Source organism: Micromonospora sp. NPDC126480 (assembly GCF_040302465.1).
Lineage (GTDB): Bacteria > Actinomycetota > Actinomycetes > Mycobacteriales > Micromonosporaceae > Micromonospora.
The window spans coordinates 50,608-69,596 of record NZ_JBEORU010000017.1; the positions used below are offsets into that span (position 1 = coordinate 50,608).

Annotated in this window: 22 protein-coding genes; 10 read left to right on the forward strand and 12 right to left on the reverse strand. The window is 72.0% G+C overall.

What is annotated here, in order from left to right; all coding sequences use genetic code 11:
• The first annotated feature begins 13 nt into the window (after positions 1 to 13).
• Positions 14 to 1,111, forward strand: a complete 1,098-nt coding sequence (locus ABTW87_RS17430; RefSeq protein WP_350651845.1) for a LacI family DNA-binding transcriptional regulator — start codon at positions 14 to 16, stop codon at positions 1,109 to 1,111.
• Between the two features lie 10 nt (positions 1,112 to 1,121).
• Here the strand turns inward: ABTW87_RS17430 and ABTW87_RS17435 are convergent, their stop codons facing one another.
• Together ABTW87_RS17435 and ABTW87_RS17440 are read right to left on the reverse strand one after the other, a co-directional pair.
• Positions 1,122 to 2,189, reverse strand: a complete 1,068-nt coding sequence (locus ABTW87_RS17435) for a MerR family transcriptional regulator (RefSeq protein ID WP_350651846.1) — start codon at positions 2,187 to 2,189, stop codon at positions 1,122 to 1,124.
• Between the two features lie 263 nt (positions 2,190 to 2,452).
• On the reverse strand, positions 2,453 to 3,169 hold the full coding sequence (locus ABTW87_RS17440) for an alpha/beta fold hydrolase (RefSeq protein WP_350651847.1): 717 nt from the start codon (positions 3,167 to 3,169) through the stop codon (positions 2,453 to 2,455).
• 148 nt (positions 3,170 to 3,317) lie between these two features.
• On the opposite strand from ABTW87_RS17440, the gene ABTW87_RS17445 reads away from it, so the two are divergent.
• A complete protein-coding gene (locus tag ABTW87_RS17445) occupies positions 3,318 to 3,767 on the forward strand; it encodes a hypothetical protein (RefSeq protein WP_350651848.1) in 450 nt (149 codons plus the stop codon).
• 57 nt (positions 3,768 to 3,824) lie between these two features.
• Here ABTW87_RS17445 and ABTW87_RS17450 read toward each other — a convergent pair whose 3' ends face one another.
• On the reverse strand, positions 3,825 to 4,013 hold the full coding sequence (locus tag ABTW87_RS17450) for a ribonuclease (RefSeq protein WP_350651849.1): 189 nt from the start codon (positions 4,011 to 4,013) through the stop codon (positions 3,825 to 3,827).
• A gap of 112 nt (positions 4,014 to 4,125) precedes the next feature.
• Here ABTW87_RS17450 and ABTW87_RS17455 point away from each other — a divergent pair, with 112 nt between their 5' ends.
• A complete protein-coding gene (locus ABTW87_RS17455) occupies positions 4,126 to 4,899 on the forward strand; it encodes a protein kinase family protein (RefSeq protein ID WP_350651850.1) in 774 nt (257 codons plus the stop codon).
• Positions 4,900 to 4,959: 60 nt separating this feature from the next.
• Here ABTW87_RS17455 and ABTW87_RS17460 read toward each other — a convergent pair whose 3' ends face one another.
• Positions 4,960 to 5,715, reverse strand: a complete 756-nt coding sequence (locus ABTW87_RS17460; protein WP_350651851.1) for a TioE family transcriptional regulator — start codon at positions 5,713 to 5,715, stop codon at positions 4,960 to 4,962.
• 141 nt (positions 5,716 to 5,856) lie between these two features.
• On the opposite strand from ABTW87_RS17460, the gene ABTW87_RS17465 reads away from it, so the two are divergent.
• From ABTW87_RS17465 to ABTW87_RS17480, 4 genes are all read left to right on the forward strand, one after another.
• Positions 5,857 to 6,633, forward strand: a complete 777-nt coding sequence (locus ABTW87_RS17465) for an arsenate reductase/protein-tyrosine-phosphatase family protein (protein ID WP_350651852.1) — start codon at positions 5,857 to 5,859, stop codon at positions 6,631 to 6,633.
• Positions 6,630 to 7,055, forward strand: a complete 426-nt coding sequence (locus ABTW87_RS17470; RefSeq protein WP_350651853.1) for a VOC family protein — start codon at positions 6,630 to 6,632, stop codon at positions 7,053 to 7,055. Before ABTW87_RS17465 ends, ABTW87_RS17470 begins: the two co-directional genes overlap by 4 nt.
• Positions 7,056 to 7,218: 163 nt before the next feature.
• Positions 7,219 to 7,854 (forward strand): GyrI-like domain-containing protein, encoded by a 636-nt coding sequence (locus ABTW87_RS17475; protein ID WP_350651854.1) that lies wholly within the window; start codon positions 7,219 to 7,221, stop codon positions 7,852 to 7,854.
• 70 nt (positions 7,855 to 7,924) lie between these two features.
• A complete protein-coding gene (locus ABTW87_RS17480; RefSeq protein WP_350651855.1) occupies positions 7,925 to 8,662 on the forward strand; it encodes a phosphotransferase family protein in 738 nt (245 codons plus the stop codon).
• 101 nt (positions 8,663 to 8,763) lie between these two features.
• Here ABTW87_RS17480 and ABTW87_RS17485 read toward each other — a convergent pair whose 3' ends face one another.
• From ABTW87_RS17485 to ABTW87_RS17500, 4 genes are all read right to left on the reverse strand, one after another.
• Positions 8,764 to 9,363, reverse strand: a complete 600-nt coding sequence (locus ABTW87_RS17485; RefSeq protein ID WP_350651856.1) for a DUF305 domain-containing protein — start codon at positions 9,361 to 9,363, stop codon at positions 8,764 to 8,766.
• A complete protein-coding gene (locus ABTW87_RS17490; protein ID WP_350651857.1) occupies positions 9,360 to 10,160 on the reverse strand; it encodes a lytic polysaccharide monooxygenase in 801 nt (266 codons plus the stop codon). Before ABTW87_RS17490 ends, ABTW87_RS17485 begins: the two co-directional genes overlap by 4 nt.
• Before the next feature lie 164 nt (positions 10,161 to 10,324).
• Positions 10,325 to 11,650, reverse strand: coding sequence for a sensor histidine kinase (locus tag ABTW87_RS17495; protein ID WP_350651858.1), 1,326 nt, complete (start codon positions 11,648 to 11,650; stop codon positions 10,325 to 10,327).
• Between the two features lie 31 nt (positions 11,651 to 11,681).
• Positions 11,682 to 12,371 carry a response regulator transcription factor gene (locus tag ABTW87_RS17500; protein ID WP_350651859.1) on the reverse strand — a complete coding sequence of 230 codons (690 nt, stop codon included), beginning with the start codon at positions 12,369 to 12,371 and terminating at the stop codon, positions 11,682 to 11,684.
• Between the two features lie 38 nt (positions 12,372 to 12,409).
• Between ABTW87_RS17500 and ABTW87_RS17505 the strand changes: the two genes are divergently transcribed.
• Entirely contained in the window at positions 12,410 to 12,982 is a 573-nt protein-coding gene (locus ABTW87_RS17505; protein WP_350651917.1) for a hypothetical protein, read from the forward strand.
• A gap of 54 nt (positions 12,983 to 13,036) precedes the next feature.
• Here the strand turns inward: ABTW87_RS17505 and ABTW87_RS17510 are convergent, their stop codons facing one another.
• A complete protein-coding gene (locus tag ABTW87_RS17510; protein WP_350651860.1) occupies positions 13,037 to 13,420 on the reverse strand; it encodes a DoxX family protein in 384 nt (127 codons plus the stop codon).
• Positions 13,421 to 13,502: 82 nt separating this feature from the next.
• Between ABTW87_RS17510 and ABTW87_RS17515 the strand changes: the two genes are divergently transcribed.
• A complete protein-coding gene (locus ABTW87_RS17515) occupies positions 13,503 to 14,387 on the forward strand; it encodes a sigma-70 family RNA polymerase sigma factor (RefSeq protein WP_350651861.1) in 885 nt (294 codons plus the stop codon).
• Between the two features lie 34 nt (positions 14,388 to 14,421).
• On the opposite strand, the gene ABTW87_RS17520 is transcribed toward ABTW87_RS17515, so the two are convergent.
• Together ABTW87_RS17520 and ABTW87_RS17525 are read right to left on the reverse strand one after the other, a co-directional pair.
• Positions 14,422 to 14,850: a DUF1801 domain-containing protein gene (locus ABTW87_RS17520; RefSeq protein ID WP_350651862.1), complete on the reverse strand. Its 429-nt coding sequence runs from the start codon at positions 14,848 to 14,850 to the stop codon at positions 14,422 to 14,424.
• A 134-nt stretch (positions 14,851 to 14,984) separates the two neighbouring features.
• Positions 14,985 to 15,866 (reverse strand): hypothetical protein, encoded by an 882-nt coding sequence (locus tag ABTW87_RS17525; RefSeq protein WP_350651863.1) that lies wholly within the window; start codon positions 15,864 to 15,866, stop codon positions 14,985 to 14,987.
• Positions 15,867 to 16,099: 233 nt separating this feature from the next.
• Here ABTW87_RS17525 and ABTW87_RS17530 point away from each other — a divergent pair, with 233 nt between their 5' ends.
• Entirely contained in the window at positions 16,100 to 16,528 is a 429-nt protein-coding gene (locus tag ABTW87_RS17530) for an SRPBCC family protein (RefSeq protein ID WP_350651864.1), read from the forward strand.
• A gap of 70 nt (positions 16,529 to 16,598) precedes the next feature.
• On the opposite strand, the gene ABTW87_RS17535 is transcribed toward ABTW87_RS17530, so the two are convergent.
• Positions 16,599 to 18,977 carry an ATP-dependent Clp protease ATP-binding subunit gene (locus ABTW87_RS17535; protein WP_350651865.1) on the reverse strand — a complete coding sequence of 793 codons (2,379 nt, stop codon included), beginning with the start codon at positions 18,975 to 18,977 and terminating at the stop codon, positions 16,599 to 16,601.
• Positions 18,978 to 18,989: the final 12 nt, after the last annotated feature.

The window sequence follows — 18,989 nt, forward strand, 5'->3', positions numbered from 1 at the left end:
CAGGGAGTTGCCGATGCCCAGGCCTGGCCCGAGGCTGCGTCTCATCGAGGTGGCGGAGCGCGCCGGTGTGTCGCTGGCGACCGCGTCCCGAGCCCTCGCCGGCCGGGACGGGGTCAGCGAGGAGGTGGCCGCCCGCGTCCGGCAGGTCGCGCAGGAGCTGGGCTACGTCGCCAACCCGTACGCCCGCACCCTCGCCGGCGGTGCCAGTTCGACGGTGGGACTGGTCGTGCACCAGGTCGACGACCCGTACTTCTCGGAGATCGCCGGCGGAGTCATCCAGGTCGCCGCCGAGGAGGGGTTGCTGGTGCAGATCTGTCACTCGGGCCGCGACCCGGACGCCGAGCTCCGGCAGCTGCGTCACCTCATCGCGCAGCGGGTCGGCATCATCCTCGTCGCCGGGTCCGGCTACGACGACGCCCGCATCGAGGCCGAGGCCCGGGCCGAGCTGGCGGAGTTCCAGCGGCAGGGCGGCCGGGTCGCCGTCATCGGCCGGCACGCGCTCGGCGTCGACGCGGTCCTGCCGGACAACGAGGCGGGCGGCCGGGCCCTCGCCGAGCACCTGCTGGACCTCGGTCACCGGCACATCGCGGTGGCCGCCGGGACGGCCGGGCTCACCACTGTGGCCGACCGGCTCGCCGGCGTGTCGACGGCCCTGCACCAGCGCGGCCTCTCCCTCGACGACCTCGCCGTCGTCCACTGCGACTTCACCCGCGACGGCGGGCGGGTGGCCGCCGAACTGATCCTGCGCGACCACCCCCGGACCACCGCGATCATCGCCCTCAACGACGCGATGGCCATCGGCGTGCTGTCGACCCTGCGGGCGCACCGCATCCCCGTGCCCGAGCGGATGTCGGTCGTCGGATTCGACGACGTCTCCGTCGCCGCCGATCTCGCCCCGAGCCTCACCACCATCCGGCTGCCGATGACCGACATGGGCCGGATGGCGCTGTCACTCGCACTCAAACCAAGATCGACCCGTCCGCGCCGCCGCTCGACCGGCCACCTGCTTGTCGTCCGCGACTCCACCGCCCCCGCCCCCACCCCCACTCCCAGCCCAACCCCCCTCCCGGCCACCCACACCGACAACCACCACCCCGCCACCACCCCCTAACCCGGGTGGGTCAGGAGATCACGTCGGCTACGACGCAGGCGATGTTGTCGGGTGCGCCCTTCGCGTACGCCAGGTCGGTCAGCCGCTGCGCGACCTGCTCGGGATCACCGTCGAGGCCGAGGGCGGCGGACAGCTCGGCGCGGTCGAGGACCGCGGACAGCCCGTCGGAGCAGAGCAGGTAGCGGTCGCCGTCGACGACGGTACGCAGGGCCAGGTCGGCCTCCACCGGGCCGGCGCCGGCACCCAGCGCCCGCGCCAGCAGGGCACGCTGCGGGTGGGCGGCGGCCTCGTCGGCGCCGAGCCGGCCCTGGTCGACCAGCGACTGCACGTACGTGTGGTCGCGGGTCAGCTGAAACAGCTCGCCACCCCGCAGCACGTACGCCCGGCTGTCGCCGACGTGCACCAGTGCGAGCCGGTCGCCGGAGCGCAGCAACGCGGTCAGCGTGGTGACCGGCCGGTGGTCGTCGGTCGCCGCACGGCGAACGTGACGGTCGGCGTCGGCCACCGCGTCGGCCAGCATGGTGAGCAGCTCCGGCCCGGTCGCGTCGGTCGGTTCCAGCGCCGTGAGCGCGTCCACGGCTGCGGTGCTCGCGGCGGCACCGCCGGGTCCCCGGGTCCCGTCGGCGACGGCCAGCAGGCGGTCACCGGCGTACGCGACGTCCTCGTTGCTGTCCCGCGCGGCGCCCGCCTCACAGCGGACGGCGTAGCGGAGGGCGGGGGCGCGGTTCGTGTCGGGCATGGTCGTGTCCCTTCCGGCGAGCAGGTCCACGAGGTGGGTGGCGACGCGGCTGCGCGCCGCCGTGTCGGCCGTGACCTCCCGCCACCAGGCGCCGATCGCCTCGGCCGCCGCGGCGGCATCGAGGTCGCACACCCGGCGGATCTCCGCCAGCGGCATGCCGATCCGGCGCAGCGTGGCGATCAGCCGCGCGCGGTCGAGCTGATCGGGTGCGTAGAAGCGGTAACCGGACTCCGCGTCGACCGCGGCCGGCGGCAGCAACCCGATGTCGTCGTACAGGCGCAACGCCTTCGCGGTCAGGCCGGCGGACCGGCCGAACGACCCGATGGTCAGCAGCTCCACGTCGACATCCTCCTCGTACCGGCCACCGCGGCCGGCACGACCCAGGCTGGGCCTTACCCGAAGGTCAAGGTCAAGTCCTGGCGAGGTGCCACGTGTGCTGCCGGTGCCGGTTGCCAGCGGTAAACGCCTGGCACACCGGCGAACCGGCCTCGGTCACCCTGAACGGCGCACACTGCACGACCGCCTGACCCCTTCGGCGCCGGCCCCCTTCGCGGATGGTCGCCGAGACGGCCGCGCGCCGGCAGGTACGGGGCACGGCCGGGTCAGCTGGTTCCGCGTACCGCTTCGATGATCGTCTCGGCGACCTCGGCGGGCCGCGACACCGTCATCGCGTGCGAGGCACCGGCGATCTCCCGGACACCCCGCGCGCCGGCCCGCTCCGCCATGAACCGGTGCGCGGCCACCGGCACGTTCATGTCGGCGTCGCCGAAGACGAACCACGTGGGCAGCGACCGCCAGGCCGGCCGCGACGCGGTCAACGAGTCGCCGAGCGCCTGCTCGGTGGCCGGCCGCTGGGTGCGCGCCATCAGCGCCGCGACATCCTCGGGCACGTCCGCGACGAACTGCTTGTGGTACGCGTCCTGCCCGATCGCCACCTCGTTCCCGCCGCTGGACACCGGGTACCGCACCAGCGTGTCCGGCAGCGTGCTGCCGGGGAACTGCCCGGACAGCGCCAGCGCCGACTCCCCCGTGTCCGGGGCGAACGCGTTGACGTAGACGAGGGCGCGCACCGACGGGTCGTCCGTGGCCGCCTCGGTGATCACCATGCCGCCGTACGAGTGGCCCACCAGCACGACCGGCCCGCCGATCCCGGCCATCACGTCGCGCAGGTAGGCGGCGTCGTCCGGCAGGCTGCGCAGCGGGTTCGCGGCGGCCACCACCGAGTACGCCGCGCCCATCCGCTCGATCACGCCGTTCCAGCTCGCCGATTCGGCGAACGCGCCGTGGACGAGGACGACGGTGGGCTGCTGGTCTGACATCGATCGCTCCCTCGCGGGTCAGGGCGGCGGCCCGCCCAACCGGAACCGGCGCGGCTGATTACCCGTCCGACGGCGCCGAAACGTTCCCGCTGCGCACCGCATACTGGCCGGCGAACCGCCACCGCCCCCTGAGGAGAGGTGACCTTCGATGCCGGCTGCCTACCGACCCGCGCTCCCGTCCCTGCTGCTGGTCCTGGCCGCACCGGTCGCCGTCTGGTGGCTGGTCGGTGATCTCACCAACGACGAGGCGCGGCGGCTCGCCGATGAGGGGGTGGTTCTGGACTACGTGGTGCGCCCGGTGAGCCTCGGCCCGGTCGGGGACCGGTTCGTCGGCGTCGTCGCGTGCGGCGTCGCCGTGGCCGCGCTCGCCGTGCTGGTGCGCGCCACCGCCGTACGCCGTCTGGACCCCCGGTGGTGGGCGGTGCTGGCGCCCCTCGTCGCGGCCGGCGCGCTGGTCGGCTTCGCGGGGCGGGTGCTGACCGCCGGTGGGATCGGCGCCAACGTCGGCGCCGGCCTCGTCGCGCTGATCGGCGGCCCGGTGCTCGTGGTCCTGCTGGCCGTCGCGGCCGTCGCCGGGTGGCGGCTGCGCACCCGGTGAGCAAGGAAGGGCCCCCTGTTAACGCCTCCGGTAGCGGAAGGGCCCCCTGTTAACGTCTCACTGGCTCTCGGGGATGCCCGGGCCGACCTCGCCACGGCTCAACTGCTCGGCATTACGGTCGGCCTCGCTGTCGGCGTGCGCGGCTGCGGTGTCCGGGTCTGCGGTCCGGCGCCCTTCGGCATCCTGGTACGCCTCGCCGCTCTCGAGCGCTTCCTCATCCTGCCGTCGCTGCTCAGGTGTGGTCACAGCCGTCGAACTACCCTGCGCTCACATCGGCAAACTTCGCACCGGCGCCGGGACCGGACCCCGAGGCGCAGGGCCGTTGTGGGCGTCGGGACCCCACCGCTACCGTCGGCCCGTGTTGATCAGCACCGATCCGGCTGCCGCGTTCGCCGTCTTCGCCGAGCAGGGCTCCGGTTGTCTCGCCTACGGCGTCGAGTCCGGAGGGCGCCGCTGGTTCGTCAAGACGGCCGGGACGCCGCAGTCCCGGGCGTCGCTGGCCCGCGCGGCCGCGGTGCACGCCGCCATCCGGCACGACGTCATCGTCCGTCCCGAGCTGATCTTCGACGGCACCGACGGGCCGACACTTGTCTACCCGTGGTGTGACGGGACCCTGCTGCACCACGCCACGGTCAACGGCTCCGACCGTTCCGGCCTGGCCCGGTTCCAGCGACTGCCGCTCGCCGAGGTGTACGCGGCGCTCGACGCGATCCTCGACGCACACCTCGCCGTCGCCGCTGCCGGTTACGTCACGGTCGACCTGTACGACGGGTGTTTCCTCTACGACTTCGACGCCCACCGGATGCGCTTGATCGACCTCGACGAGTACCGGCCGGGTCCGTTCATCCTCGACTCCGAGCAGCTTCCCGGGTCTCGCCGCTACATGGCGCCGGAGGAATCCGTCCGCGGCTCGGTCATCGACCAGCGAACCAGCGTCTACGTCCTGGGCCGTACGGTGCACCATCTGCTCGACTCTCCGGACGCCTGGCGCGGCACCGCCGCCCAGCGGAGGGTGGTCGAGCGTGCGACCCGGCAGGAGGCCGCCCGGCGGTACGGCAGTGTCGCCGCCCTCGTGCGTGCCTGGCGGGCGACGCGGTCGGGCGGCGGCCGGCGGTCCGCCGAGCGCCCCTGACCCGCCGCCGTCGCCGGCCGGCCTCGGTCGGCGCCGGCGGTCCCTTCGTCGTGAAGATCGTCAGCGGGACCGGCGCGTTGGCGTGTCCGGTCCTCCCGAGGAGTCGGTGGATCGACCGTCGAGGTAGGCGTCCAGCGCGGCGGCACCGGCGAGCATGGCGCGGCTCCGGGCCGACAGGCGGGCGTGCCAGTCGCGCAGCACCGACGCGAGTGGTGCGACACCTCCGGCGGAACGGACCTGGGCGAGCAGCGGGGCGATCTGTTCGAGCAGGTGGCCGCCTCGTCTGAGCTGGTGGGCCAGCAGGGCGTCGCGTACGTCGGCCGCGCTGTAGATCCGGTAGCCCGTCCGGGGGTCGCGGCCCGGCCGGAGCAGGCCGGCGCGCTCCCACTTACGCAGCGTGGCAGGGCGGATGCCGAGCCGTCGCGCCAGCGCGCCGACGAACATCGCGCCGCGCTCCTCCGGCACCGGTTCGAGGTCGCGGAGCGCGGCCTCGACCGATCGGAGGGTACGACGGTCGTCGAGAAGTTGTGCGTGACTTTCGTCGATGAGCCGAAGCGCGTCCTCGGTGGCGTCCCGGTGGATCGCCTGCATGATCGCCGCGGCCGTCTGGTGTCCGTGTCCGCGCACCAGGGCGAGGAACGCGCGCAAAGCCTGCGCGTGCCGCATCGTGTAGGTGCGGTAGCCGTGCGGGGTGCGTTCGGCGCCGGGCAGGATGCCGGCCGCCTCGTAGTTGCGGACCGCCTGCGTGGACAGGCCGTGTGCGCGTGCCAGGTCAACCGGCCGGAGCCGACCCGTGCTTTTGAGGTTTCGCCTCACTGACCTGCCGATGCCGACGCGAAGTTCTGCCGCCGGTTCAACGATACGGGTTTGACGGTCGGCGTCACCCTTGAGCGGCTGCCGCCGACTTCGCCACTGTCCACCCAGATGCATCAAATCAGTTTGATGTAATGTGGAGGCATGACCTCGGCGCATCAGGCCGCCCCTGCGTTCGTACGCTTGGCCAGCCACCCGCTGCGCTGGCGACTGCTGACCGAGCTCGCCACCAGCGACCTGCGGGTCCGCGAGTTGGCGGCGCTGACCGGCGAGCCGCAGAACCTGGTGTCCTACCACCTGCGGCTGCTGCGCGACGAAGGATTCGTCGTCGCCACCCGCAGCAGCTTCGACGGCCGGGACAGCTACTACCACCTGGATGTGAACCGCTGCGCCGACGGGTTGGCCGGCACCGGCGCCGCCCTGCATCCGGCGCTACGCCTGGCCCCGGCTCCGCAGGCCCCCCTTCCGGTCGAGCCGGTGGCGGTGCTGTTCGTCTGCACCGGTAACAGCGCCCGTTCGCCGGCGGCCGAGGCCCTGCTCCGACACCACACGGCCGGCCGCGTCGCGGCTCACAGTGCGGGCACCCGTCCCAGACCGTGCCTGCATCCGCACACCGTGCGAGCGCTGCGCGACAGGTACGGCGTCGACCTGTCCCACAAACGTCCCACCGACCTGAACACCCTCACCGGCCATCGGTTCGACTACGTCATCACCCTGTGCGACAAGGCCCGCGAGACCTGCCCCGAGTTCATCGACCAGCCCCGCCGGATGCACTGGAGCATCCCCGACCCCGCGGCGGCCGGCGGCTCCGGCCCGGACGGATATCCGGCATTCCTCCGATCCACCGCGGACATCGAATCCCGGATTCGATGTCTGCTGCCGATGCTCGTTCCCACCGTCACCAAGGAGAACCCGCGATGACCACGCCCCACCAGTACGCGACGGTCCGGTACCTCGTCGACGACGTCCAGGCCGCGGTGGACTTCTACACCACCTGCCTCGGCTTCGCCCTCAACACCAGCGCCGCGCCGGCCTTCGCCGACGTGGTCCGCGGACCGCTGCGGCTGCTCCTGTCCGGGCCCGCCAGCTCGGGCGCCCGGGCCACCCCAGCCGACGCGGCCACCCCCGGTCGCAACCGCATCCACCTCATCGCCGAGAACCTGGACGCCGAGATCGACCGACTTCGCGAAGCCGGCGTGTCGTTCCGCAGCGATGCCGTCTCCGGACCCGGCGGGCGCCAGATCCTGCTCGCCGACCCCGCCGGCAACCTGATCGAGCTGTTCCAGCCCGCACAGCCGTCCCACCACGCGCCGGCCTCCGCGGACTCCGGCCGTCGTGGCTGACCGGCGCACCCGCCCGGCGCGGATCGAGGTCCGGTTCGCCGCGACCCAGGGGGGCGACAGGCGCAGGCTCCCCTCCCGCCGGCGGCGCGTGAGGTGTTCACGTACTCGCTGAGCCTCCTGGAGGCGGAAAGGCAGTGGCTCGCCGGCCGAGCCCAGGTGTCCGATGACGACCAAGGTCGACTTCAAGCAGACCCTCGACGGCTACCAGGCGCGACGGGGCCGGTTCCGGATCGTGGACGTGCCGGACCTGCAGTACCTCATGATCGACGGCCAGGGTGACCCCAACACGGCGCCCGCCTTCGCCGAGGCGATCGAAGCGCTCTATCCCGTGGCGTACCGACTGAAGTTCGCCAGCAAGCGAGAGCTCGGTCGTGACTACGTGGTGCCGCCCCTGGAAGGCCTCTGGTGGGCCGAGGACCTGGCGTCCTTCACCACGGCACGGGACAAGTCGAGGTGGGACTGGACGTTGATGCTCATGGTCCCGGACTGGCTCGACCAGGCCAGGTTCGCCACCGCCGTCGAGCAGGCCCGGGCGAAGAACCCGCCGGCGCGTCTGGACGACGTCCGCCTGGAGACGCTGTCCGAGGGGCGGTGCGTGCAGACCCTGCACGTCGGCTCCTTCGACGACGAGGCGGACGTGCTCGCGCAACTGCACCATGAGGTCATCCCCGGCCACGGGTTTCGCCTGTCCGGCACCCACCACGAGATCTATCTCAGCGACTTCCGCAGGGTCGCGGCCGAGAAGCAGCGCACCATCCTCCGCCAGCCGGTCACAACCGCGGCGGCAGGGGACGCGTAGCAGCGGCCAACCGCGGTCGTACCCGATAAACCCGGCGACTTCGGTGGTCACCCGCGCGAAGAATGGCCGAGTGGAGAAGATCGAGGTGATCGTCGCCCATGACGAGCGTGCGACCCTGCGCGTCGGCGACGTGTTCCTAAAGATCGACGCTGATCAGACGCGTACGGACGTCGAGGTCGAGGCGATGGCCATGGCGCCGGTCCCGACTCCGGAGGTCCGGTGGCGGAAGCCGCCGGTGCTCGCGCTGGCCGCCCTGCCCGGCACCGCACTCGGCCGCCTCGGCGAGCCGTCGACAGCGTCGCCGACCGCGTGGGCCGCGGCGGGTGCCGCCGCGCGGCGGCTGCACGAGGCGCCGTTGCCGCCCTGGCCCGGTCGGAGCCTCGACGAGTTGACATCGACGCTCGACGGCGAATGTGAGTGGCTCGTCAGGAACGGCGTTCTCTCCGCCGACCTGGTCACCCGTAACCGCCGGATCGCCGAGGCCGCGCTCCGACCGTGGACACCGGTGTTCACGCACGGCGACCTGCAGGTCGCGCACGTCTTCGTCGACGGTGACGAGGTCACCGGCGTGCTCGACTGGTCCGAGGCGGGCCGGGGCGACGCCCTGTTCGATCTCGCCACCTTGACGCTCGGTCACGAGGAGCACCTTGGCGACGTCGTCGCCGGCTACGGCACCGACGTCGACCTCGACGTGATCCGCGCGTGGTGGTCGTTGCGGAGCCTGCTGGCCGTCCGCTGGCTGGTCGAGCACGGCTTCGACCCGTCCGCGCCGGGCTGCGAGATCGACGTGCTGAGATCACGGCGGTGAGGCTGTGTCGGCCGCACGGACCCGGCGGCCACGAACGCCGGCCGGGCCGCCGCACCCCCCACAGCGGGAGTACGGCGACCCGGGGTTCTCGGGCGGCTCAGTCAGCCGTTGAGCAACGCCAGCATCTGTGCGATCTGGTCAGCGCGGGACTCCTGGACCCGGCGGGCGAAATCCTTGGTCTCGGGGTTCGCTCCCTCCTGGGCCTCCCGCTGGGACATCTCCACCGCGTTGTGCTGATGGCCGACGAAGAGGTTGAGGAACTGCCGGTCGAAAACGGCCCCGGACGCCTCCTCCAGCGCGGCGATCTGCTCGGCCCCCGTGGCCGGCAGTCCACCGTGCGCGGCATGGGCGCCCGGATCGTGGTCGACCGTCGTCGGCTCGGACCAGGTGCCCAGCCAGGACCTCATCATGGTCACCTCGTCGCCCTGGGTGGCCTCGACGGCCGCGGCGAAGATCTTGATCTCCTCCTGTTGCGCCCGCGTCCTGGCCAGCCGAACGAGCTGCATGCCCTGCTCGTGGTGGGCGACCATCATCTGCAGGTACCGGACGTCGGCGTCGTTGTGGGTGTTGCCGACCTGCACGGCCGCGGGGGCCTGGGCCGGCGGCGCCGGCTCGTCGGGCTCGGTGCCGCAGGCGACCGTCGAGAGCGGAACCGCCACGGCCAGCAGCAGGGCGACGCCGAGCCTGGTGCGGCGCCTCATGCCGGCAGCCAGAGGGCGAGGGTGAACGGCGACGGCTCCCAGCTACGGATCGCGGTGTGGGCCTGCCGGCAGCGGTAGCGCTTTCCGTCGAATGTGACCTCGTCGCCGACCCGGTACGCGACACCCGCCGCCCAGGCGGCACCGGTCGGCGCACCGGTCTGGCCCGGGTTCGCCGGCTCGGTGGCCGTCGCGGTCTGCGTGGGCGCGACGGTCGGTTCCTGCGTCGGGACGCCGGTGGGGGTGGGCGTCGGCGTCGGGGCCGGCGGAGTGCCGCCTCCGCCGCCGACGTTCAGGTCGATGCAGTTGTAGAAGGCCATCGGGGTGTCGCCGATGTTCCAGATCGCGAGCACCGTCTGCCGGCCGGGGAACCTGCTGAGGTCGACCTGGTGGGTGACGACCGCCTCGGGCTGCCGGTTGCCGTCGTCGAACACGGCGACCCGGGTGTTGCCGATGAAGTACTCCCAGGTGCTGGTGCGGTGCCGGGCCGTCAACGTCCAGCTGAAGCTGACGGTGTCGCCCACCGCGCGGGCCGGCCAGTTGCGGCTGTTGTCGTTGAGCACGGCGAACTGCGAGAGCCCGCCGTCGCAGCTTTTGAGTCCCTTCGGCCCCTCCACGCTCTGCGGCTCGAACTGGATCGGGCCGCAGTCCGGCACGGCGCGCTGCGCACACAGGGCCTGCCGGCTCGGCGGCGAGGAGACGTACCCGTGCGCCGCGGCGGGCGACTGGATCGCCAGCGTCGAGCCGGCGGCGGCCGCGACCGCCGCGAGCGGGTAAGCGATGATCTTGCGAATGGCCATCGTTTCGTCAACCGTCCTGTCCTGGTTGCCGGACCGTCCGACACACCTCGAGTTACGGCTGTGGACGCTAGGCACGGGTGCCGTAACGAAGCCTTAAAGACTCCGGAAAGGATCTTTAAAGCGCGGTCCGTGGTCGCCCGGGCACCATGCGGGCAGGTGCGGGCTCAGCCCCGACCGGCACGCTGGTCCCGCCCGTCCGGCCGGGACCGCTGACCGGGCGCGGCGTCCGCCGCCAGCAGGAGCGCCACCCGGGCACCGCCCAGCGGCCCGCGTCCGATGTCGAGCCGGCCCCCGGCCGCGGTCGCCACCCGCTGCACGATGTCCAGGCCGAGCCCCGTCGAGCCGGCTCCGCTCGCGCCGCGCCGGACGGCCGCGGCGGGGTCGGCGATGCCGGCGCCGGCGTCGTCGACGACCAGCCCGTCCGGGGAGACGGTGACCCGGAACGCGGATCCCTCGGGCGTGTGCGCGAACACGTTGCCGAGCAGGGCGTCCACCGCCAGGATCAGGTCGCCGCGTGGCAGCGGCACCGGCACCGGTTGCTCACCGCCGGCCACCGTCCAGGGACGCTGCTGGTCCTCGGCCAGCACCGACCAGAACGCCAGCCGGTCGGCAAGCACCTCGACCAGATCGGCGCTCTCGGCGCCGCGCTCGCTCACGCTGCGCCGGGCCCCCGTGATGATCGCCTCCAGCTCCTCGTCGAGCAGGTCGCAGGCCTGCCGCATCCGCTCCCCGACGGGCCCGGGTGGCATCGCCTCGGCGTCGAGGCGCAGCGCCGTCAGCGGTGTGCGCAGGCGATGCGACAGGTCGGCGGCCAGCTCCCGCTCGGCGTCGATCAGTCGCCGCATGTCCTGGGCGAGCCCGTTGAACGCCTGTGCGGCGTCGCGCAGCTCCGGCGGGCCGGCGGGGTGGACGCGGGCGGTCAGGTCACCGGTGCCGAGCTGGCGCGCCGCGTCGGCGAGCCGGCGGGTGGACCGCACGATCCGGCCGGCCAGCCGGTCGGCGACGAGCGTGGAGCCGCCGACCAGGACGACGGCGAGGACCGCGAGGGCCAACCAGGAGCGTCGCACCCCGCGCTCCATGTCCTCGCGGGGGATGTACACCTCGATCACCGCGGTCTGGTCGTCACCGATCACCGTGGGCAGCAGGTACGCCAGCCCACCCCCGGCGTCCGCGGTGACCGGGCGCCGGTACCCGGCGGCGAGCGTCACGTCGGCGGCACTGGCGTGCGCCACCCCGACCGGGGTCGCGTCGGGCAGGTGCACGGCGAGCCGCCCCTCGCTGCCGGCAGCGGTGCTCGCCACCGCACGCGACAGCAGCTGCGGGTCGGCGTCGACGGCGAGCGCCGCCACCATCGCCGCCGACTGCTGGCGGGCGTCGCCGACGGCCCGGTCGTGCGCGAGCTGGCGGGTCACCACCGCGAGCGGTACGAGGAAGGCCAGCGCCACCATCGACGTGATGGCCAGCGCCAGCCTGTTGAGTGCCCACCTCATCGCGACCTCCGCCCGGTCCCGGGACCGCGGGTCATCCCGGGTCGACCATCATGACGCCGACCCCGCGGACGGTGTGCAGCAGGCGCGGCGCGGCGGCCGTCTCGCCGAGTTTGCGCCGCAGCCAGGAGATGTGGACGTCGATCGTCTGCTCCTCGCCGATACGGGCCTGCTGCCAGACCTCGGTCATCAGCTCCCGCCGGCTCACCACCTGCCCGACGCGCTCGGCCAGGTACGTGAGCACGTCGTACTCACGCCGGGTCAGCTTGATCGGCTCGCCGTTCATGGCGACCCGCCGCTCCCTGCGGCTGATCACCAGCGGCCCGACGATGATGGTCGCGGGCCCCTCCTCGCCGGCGCTGCGGCGGTACCGCCGCAGTACCGCGGAGATGCGGGCCAGGATGTGCCCGCCGGAGAAGGGCTTGGTCACGTAGTCGTCGGCGCCCGAGTTGAGCAGGTGGATGATGTCGGTCTCCGACCGGCGGGCCGTGGCGACGACGACCGGCACGTCGGAGACGGACCGGATCATTCGGAGCGCGTCGGTACCGTCGATGTCGGGCAGCCCGAGGTCGAGGAGGATCAGATCGGGCTGCTCCTCGGTCAGGATGCGCAACGCCTCGGCGGCCTGGCCGACGGGCCGCACGACATGACCCGCGTCGGTCAGCGCGCGGGACAGCGCCGCGGTGATGATGCGGTCGTCCTCGACCAGCAGGATCAGCGCCATAGGATCACCCTATGGCGCAGGTGGGCGGAGGGATGATCATGCGTACGCTGCGCAACTGGGCGCCTACACTGGTGTGGCTCGCAGCCACCGTCACCAGCGTCGCGCTGGCCTCGGTCGCCCTGCTCCCCGTACTGCGCACCGCCCCGGCCGGCGCGGAGGCGCTCGCCTCGGTTCGCGAGCTGCGCCGCGACGACGCCGGCGACGAACCGCCGAGCGTCACGACGCCGGCACCGCCGATCCCGTCGTCGCCACCACCGTCGTCGGCCGCTCCGTCCGCCACGGCGCCGTCCGCCGCGGCGACCCCGACCCGCGCGGTCGGTGCGCAGCGGACGACCACCAGGGACGGCTGGACCGTCACCACGGACGCCGCGGGTGTCGCGACGTACCTGCGTTCGTTCCGGGTGGAGGGCGGCCAGACCGTGGTCCGCGCCAGTCGTGGGCGGGTGCATCTCGTCACCGCCACCCCCGGCCCCGGGTACTCGGCGAAGACCGTGCAGGACACCCCGGACAACCTTGCGGTCTTCTTCCTGGAGACGAACCACCACTTCGTCATCCACGTGGTGTGGCGCGACGACGCGCCGTTCGCCCAGGTCAGCGAGGTCGGCGGCTGAACCGCACGGCCCGCGCGGGCCGGAAGTCGTGCGCCGCGGCCGGTCTGGCGCCCGTCAGCCCAGCGGGGCGAGCGCAAACCTCCCCCAGGCGACGAAACCCAGCAGGCCGATGAACATCAGGTCACCGAGCAGATAGCCCCACTCGCTGCGGCGGAACCTGGTGGTCCCCGCACCGGCCATCACCAGCATCAGGCCGGACGCAGCCAACGGCACGAGCACGACCGCCACATCGAGTACGGCGGGCAGGATCAGGCCGAGCGAACCAATGATCTTGATGGTGCCGATCGCCTTGATGTGCCCGCGGCCGAAGTCGTCCACCCAGTGCTGGTTCGCTCCGAACGAGCGATACTTCTCCTTCGTCAGCACCACCTGACTGACCCCGCCGATGATGAACCCGGTCGCGACGACGGCGGTCACGATCCACAGCGCGGTGTGCACGGCAACTCCTCACATCCGTTACCTCGCCCGTGCGGGGCGCGTCGTAGGTTGTGACGGAACCCGGCCACGAGAGGTAACAACCATGACGCCGGACGCGCACCTGGCGACCGTGTTCGATGGCGAGCGAGCGCGCCTGACGGCGCTGGCTCATCGGATGCTCGGATCGACGTCAGATGCCGAGGATGCCGTCCAGGAGGTGTGGCTGCGACTGGCTCGCCACGATCCGGCCTCGATCAACAACCTTGCCGGCTGGCTGACGACCGTCACGGCGCGAATCTGTGTCGACATGCTGCGCGCCCGCAAGAACCGGGCGCCCACGGCGTACGACGCCGATCTCCCCGAGTTCACGGTCAGCGAGGACGTCGAGAGCCCGGATGACGCGGCGGTGGCGAACGACAACGTCGGCCTCGCCCTGCTCGTGGTGCTCGACGCTCTGGGGCCTGACGAACGGCTGGCGTTCGTGCTGCACGACATCTTCGCGGTGCCGTTCAAGGACATCGCCGAGATCGTCGGCGCCTCCACGGCCGCGACCAAGATGATGGCGAGCCGCGCCCGACGCAAGGTACGCGGCGCCGACCTTCCCAGCGACGGGCGCCGACGCCAACGCCAGGTGGTCGACGCGTTCCTGGCCGCTGCCCGGAACGGAGACTTCGAGGCTCTCCTGCGCGTACTCGACCCGCAGATCACGTGGCGGTCGTACACGCCGGGCGGAGTCACGGTGAAGCTCGGTGCCACCGAGGTGATCGCCGCCGCCCGACGTGGTGCCCGGGCCTCGGTCGTGGCGCGCCGGGTCCTGGTCAACGGCGAGCCGGGCGTCATGACCTGGAGCCGCAGCGGGGCGCCACTCAGCGTGATGGCGTGCACCGTGCGCGACGGCCGTATCGTCGAGGTCGTGGCTCTGGTCGACCCGCGCCGGCTGGCCGCCATGGACACACCGCCCTGCCGACCGAGCGGGACCGACGGCTAGACCGGACGTGCCGGTTCGGTGCCTCGGCGCGCGGTCACATCCTCTCCCCCGGCAACCTGCTGGCCTGCTGCACCCAGGAGCGGAAGAGCTCCTCGTCCAGCCCGTCGTCCTGACGAATGTCGAGGTAACGCACCTCGTCGTGCTTCGACGGTTTCGGCGGCACCGGATCGAGCGAGGTTCCTTTCAGGAACTGCACCTGCACATAGTTCGTGTAGCAGCGGAACGACAGGAACCAGCCCTCGCCCTTGAGCCCGTAGAACGGTTGGTTCCACTTGACCGCCTTGTGCACGCCGGGAACCGTACGCACGATGAGGTCATCGAGGCGTCGTCCGACGTCCCGTTTCCAGCCCGGCATGGCGGCTATGTAGTCCCGCACCGGACCGTTGCCCTCACCCTTGGGGATCTGGGGATTGCCGCCGGAGAGCAACCTGGGTTCCGCTTCGCGCTTCCTGTCATCGGTCATGAGTGACACTTCCCTGGTGTGCGCCGGACCCCCGCGTCCGTCGCCGTCAAGGCACGCTAACAACGACTCCGGATCCCGGCAAAGCCGCCGCGCGGTGCCGGGCGCATCGGCGTACGCGATGAATGCCCGCGTCACTACTGGTTGTAGAAGAGGACCGGGAACCAGCCGAACCCGAACATCGACGGAACGCGGACATCCCAGTAGACGACCGTGAAGACGCCCAGGGCGACCAGCAGGCTGCCGCTGACCACGGCCGCCCGGCGCGGGTTCGCGGTGAGCGCCCGCAGGAACCGCCCGCGCGTCGCCGCGACCAGGATCGCGAAGATGATCGTGACCAGGGCGATGTTGCCCAACGACTGCAGTACGAACGCGGCGGCGCCGACGAGGGGCTGCTCGGTTTCGACGGCCCAGTGGAACAGCTTGTTGAACAACGGGTACGGCCGGCCGATGAGAAACCCACCGATGAGCGCGCCCAACGCGACGACGCGCCACTGTGGGTGCCGGGTGAACGGGTCGGGCACCACGTGCAGCGCGGCCAGGCCGAGGTAGATGAGAGCCAGACCGACAAGGCCGAAGACGACCGACGACTGGATGATCCGCACCGGCATGTCGCCGACGCGGTCGGTGGACAGTTGCGGCAGGCGGTCGCCGATCAGCACCCCGATGACGCCGTAGCTGGCCGACACCGCACACATGCCGGCCGCGAGCAGGCCGATGCCCCGCACGACGGCACGGGTGGGGCTCGTGGCACTCGCCTGGGCCATCGGCCCCACGGACGCGGCCATCGCGATGTTGCAGGCGGTGAACGTGCCGGCGAGGCCGGAGACGAAGGCGAACAGCAGGCCGGCTGTCGTGCCGACGATGGCCTCGGCCTTGGCGTCGTGGCCGAGCATCGCGTCGGCCACGTTGTCGCCGATCACGGAGTCGACGAACTCGTACGACCAGAGGACGGCCAGCAGCACACCGGCCGCCGCGCTCGCGACGACGACGCGGCCGGTCCGGATCTCTGGCTGCACGGCCGGTCGAGCGGTACGGGAACCGGTAGCGGGCGCAGCTTGCACATCAACCACCCTCCGTAGGTGTTCAATGACGCGAACAGTCTCGCGCCCCAGCGGGGATCGCGGTTCTCTCAGCTTGCTGACCTGCCGGCGGGGGCCGGCATCGCCGCCGCGCGGCGTTCGGGGGCGACAGAGCGACCCGGTGTCCGCAATGCCCGCCCAGGTGCGAGACGTCCCTTAGGCTTCTCGGCATGACGAACGACGCCGACGACACGAAGGTGCAGCAGTCCGTCGAGATCAAGGCCCCGGTCGAACGGGTCTGGCGGGCGCTTGTCGACGCCGACACCCGACGGGGCTGGTGGAGCTACCTGGATCTGGACCCGGTCGTCGGTGGTCAGGTGAAGGAGACCTGGGAGGGGCCGGAGGGCGCCAACCAGACCACCGGCGTGGTCACCGAACTCGCCGAGGGCAGCCGGCTGGCGATGGACTGGGCCGACGACGGTTGGCCGGCGAGCACGCACGTCGAGTTCACGCTGCGCGCAACCGAGAGCGGCACGGTCGTACAGGTGCGGGAGAGCGGGCTGGACCGTATCCCCGACGGCGACACGGTCGCGGACGAGCATCGCGCCGGTTGGCAGATGCACCTCACCAATCTGCGCAAGCTCGTCGAACGGGGGTAGGTGACGATCCGGTGGCCCGGCCGGTGTGGCGGGCCACCGAATCGGTCAGCTCCGGCGGCTGGTCGTCCGCCTACGCGGCGACGAGGTGGTCCCTGGACGACTTGCCGGCCACCGCGAGGTGCACGGCGTCGTCCGCGACGTCCGCCTGGAGCACGTCCCCGGCGACGAACTGCCGGTCCACCAGGCCCGCCACCGCGGGTGCGACCAACGTCTCCTGGATGACCTGGCGCAGCATCCGCGCGCCATGCTCGGAGTCGTACCCCTTGTGCGCCAGCCAGGACCGGGCCTCCGCGGTGAGGCGCAGTTCCACCCGCTGCTCCGCCAGGTTCTGCCGGATGTCCTCCATGAGCAGGTCGACCAGTTGCTCGACGTCGGAGTGCCCCAGCGGCTCGAGCACGACGACGTCGTCGACCCGACTCAGGATCTCCGAGCCGAGCGCTTCACGTAGGTGACGCAGGTGGTCGGCCCGTACCTGGTCGAACCGACCGTCGGCGGCATCGGTGCCGTCCTCCGGCCGGAACCCGACACCGCTCTGCCTCCGGAGCAGATCCGCCTCGACGCTGACCGTGGCCAACAGGGTCGAGTTCGCGAAGCTGATCCTGCGGCCCCGCCCGTCGACCAGGAAACCCTCGTCGAGGACCTGCGCGAGCAGGTTCAGCACGTCCGGGTGCGCCTGATCGACGTTGTCCAGCAGAACCACGCAGTACGGCCGACGCCGTACCGCCTCGGTCAGCTGCCCGCCCTCGTCGTGGCCGACGTATCCGGGTGGCGCACCGATCAGCCGGCTCACCGTGTGGGACTCCTGGTACTCGCCCATGTCCAACCGGATCAACGCCGTGTCGCTGCCCAGCAGGTAGCCGGCGAGGACCTTGGCGAGCTGGGTCTTGCCGACCCCGGGCGGGCCGGCCAGCAGCAGGGAGGCGAGCGGGCCCGTCCCGGGACGCAACCCGGCGTGGGAGCGCTGGACCGCCGTGGCGACCGCCGCCAGGGCCCGACGTTGGCCGACGAGACGCCGTCCCAACGTCCGTATGATCTCCTCGCTGCGCTGCGCGCCCTCCGCGAGCAGCCGGCTCAGCGGTATCCGGGTCTGCGCGGACAGCACCGCAGCCACGTCGCGACCGGTGACGACTCCCGTCGTCTGCCCGGAAGCTCCCTGCTCCGCCTCGTGGTCCGCCGCCCCGGCGTCGCCGCCCGAGTTCTCCGACGGTCGCTGCGCCTCGTACCACACCTTGCTCGCCGCTTCGTCCAGCAGGTCGATCGCCTTGCCAGGAAGGAAGAGATCCGGGATGTAGCGGGTGGACAGCCGCGCCGCCGCCTCCAGCGCCTCGTCGGTGAAGCGCAGCCCGTGGTGCTCCTCGTAGTGCGGTCGCACACCGCGCAGGATCCGCACCGTGTCCGGAACGGTCGGCTCCTCCACCACCAACGGCTGCAGTCGTCGCTTCAGCGCCGGATCCTTCTCGATGTGCCGGCTGTACTCGTCGAAGGTGGTCGCGCCGATGAGCCGGAGCTTGCCCCGCGCCAGCGCCGGCTTGAGGATGTTGGCGGCGTCCACCGCGCTCTCGGCGGAGCCGGCGCCCACGATCATGTGCAGCTCGTCGATGAAGAGGATCGCGTTGGTCGCGACGATCTCCTCGATCACCTGGTTGAGCCGTTCCTCGAACTGGCCGCGGTAGGTCGCCCCGGCAAGCAGGGATCCGACGTCCACCGACCACACCGAGGTGTTGACGAACGAGCCGATCGAGCCGTCGACGATCTCCTGCGCCAGGCCCTCGACGATCGCTGTCTTTCCCACGCCGGGTTCGCCGATGAGGACGATGTTGTTCTTCTTGCGGCGGCGGAGGACCTGGACCGTCCGGACGATCTCGGCACCGCGCCCGATGACCCGGTCCAGCCGGCCGCACCGGGCCTCCTCGGTGAGGTCCACGCCCAGGCGCTTGAGCAGTGACGGCTCACCGCCCGGGTCGGCGCCGGCCGGATCTGGACCAGCGGAGCGGGCCTGGCGGAGGGCGTCGACGACCGAGTCGTAGATCGAGGCGTTCGTGACGTTCGCCCGGACGAAGATGTAGCGGACGAACCCCTTCTCGTCCCGGGCCAGCGCCAGCAGCAGGTGCTGCGGACCTATCTCGCTGTCGCCGGAACGGTCGGCCTCCTCGCCGGCGACGTCGAGAAGGGTGCGGGTGTGCGGCGCGACCGGAAGGTACGAGGTGGTGGGCTGGTCCGCGCCGTGCCCGTGCGGGGTCACCATCTCCTGGACGATTCTCTGCACCTGCGGGTAGGTCAGGTGGAGTCGCCGCAGCGCCCCCGCCGCCTCACCATCGGACTGTTGCAACAGCCCGAGCAGCAGGTGCTGGGGGCCGACGTAGCCGTGGCGCAGGCCGCGGGCCTCCTCCTGGGCGAGGAGGAGCACGTGTTGTGCCGCCGGCCCGAGCCGCTGAAAGGACGTTTCCATGTCCACCACCTT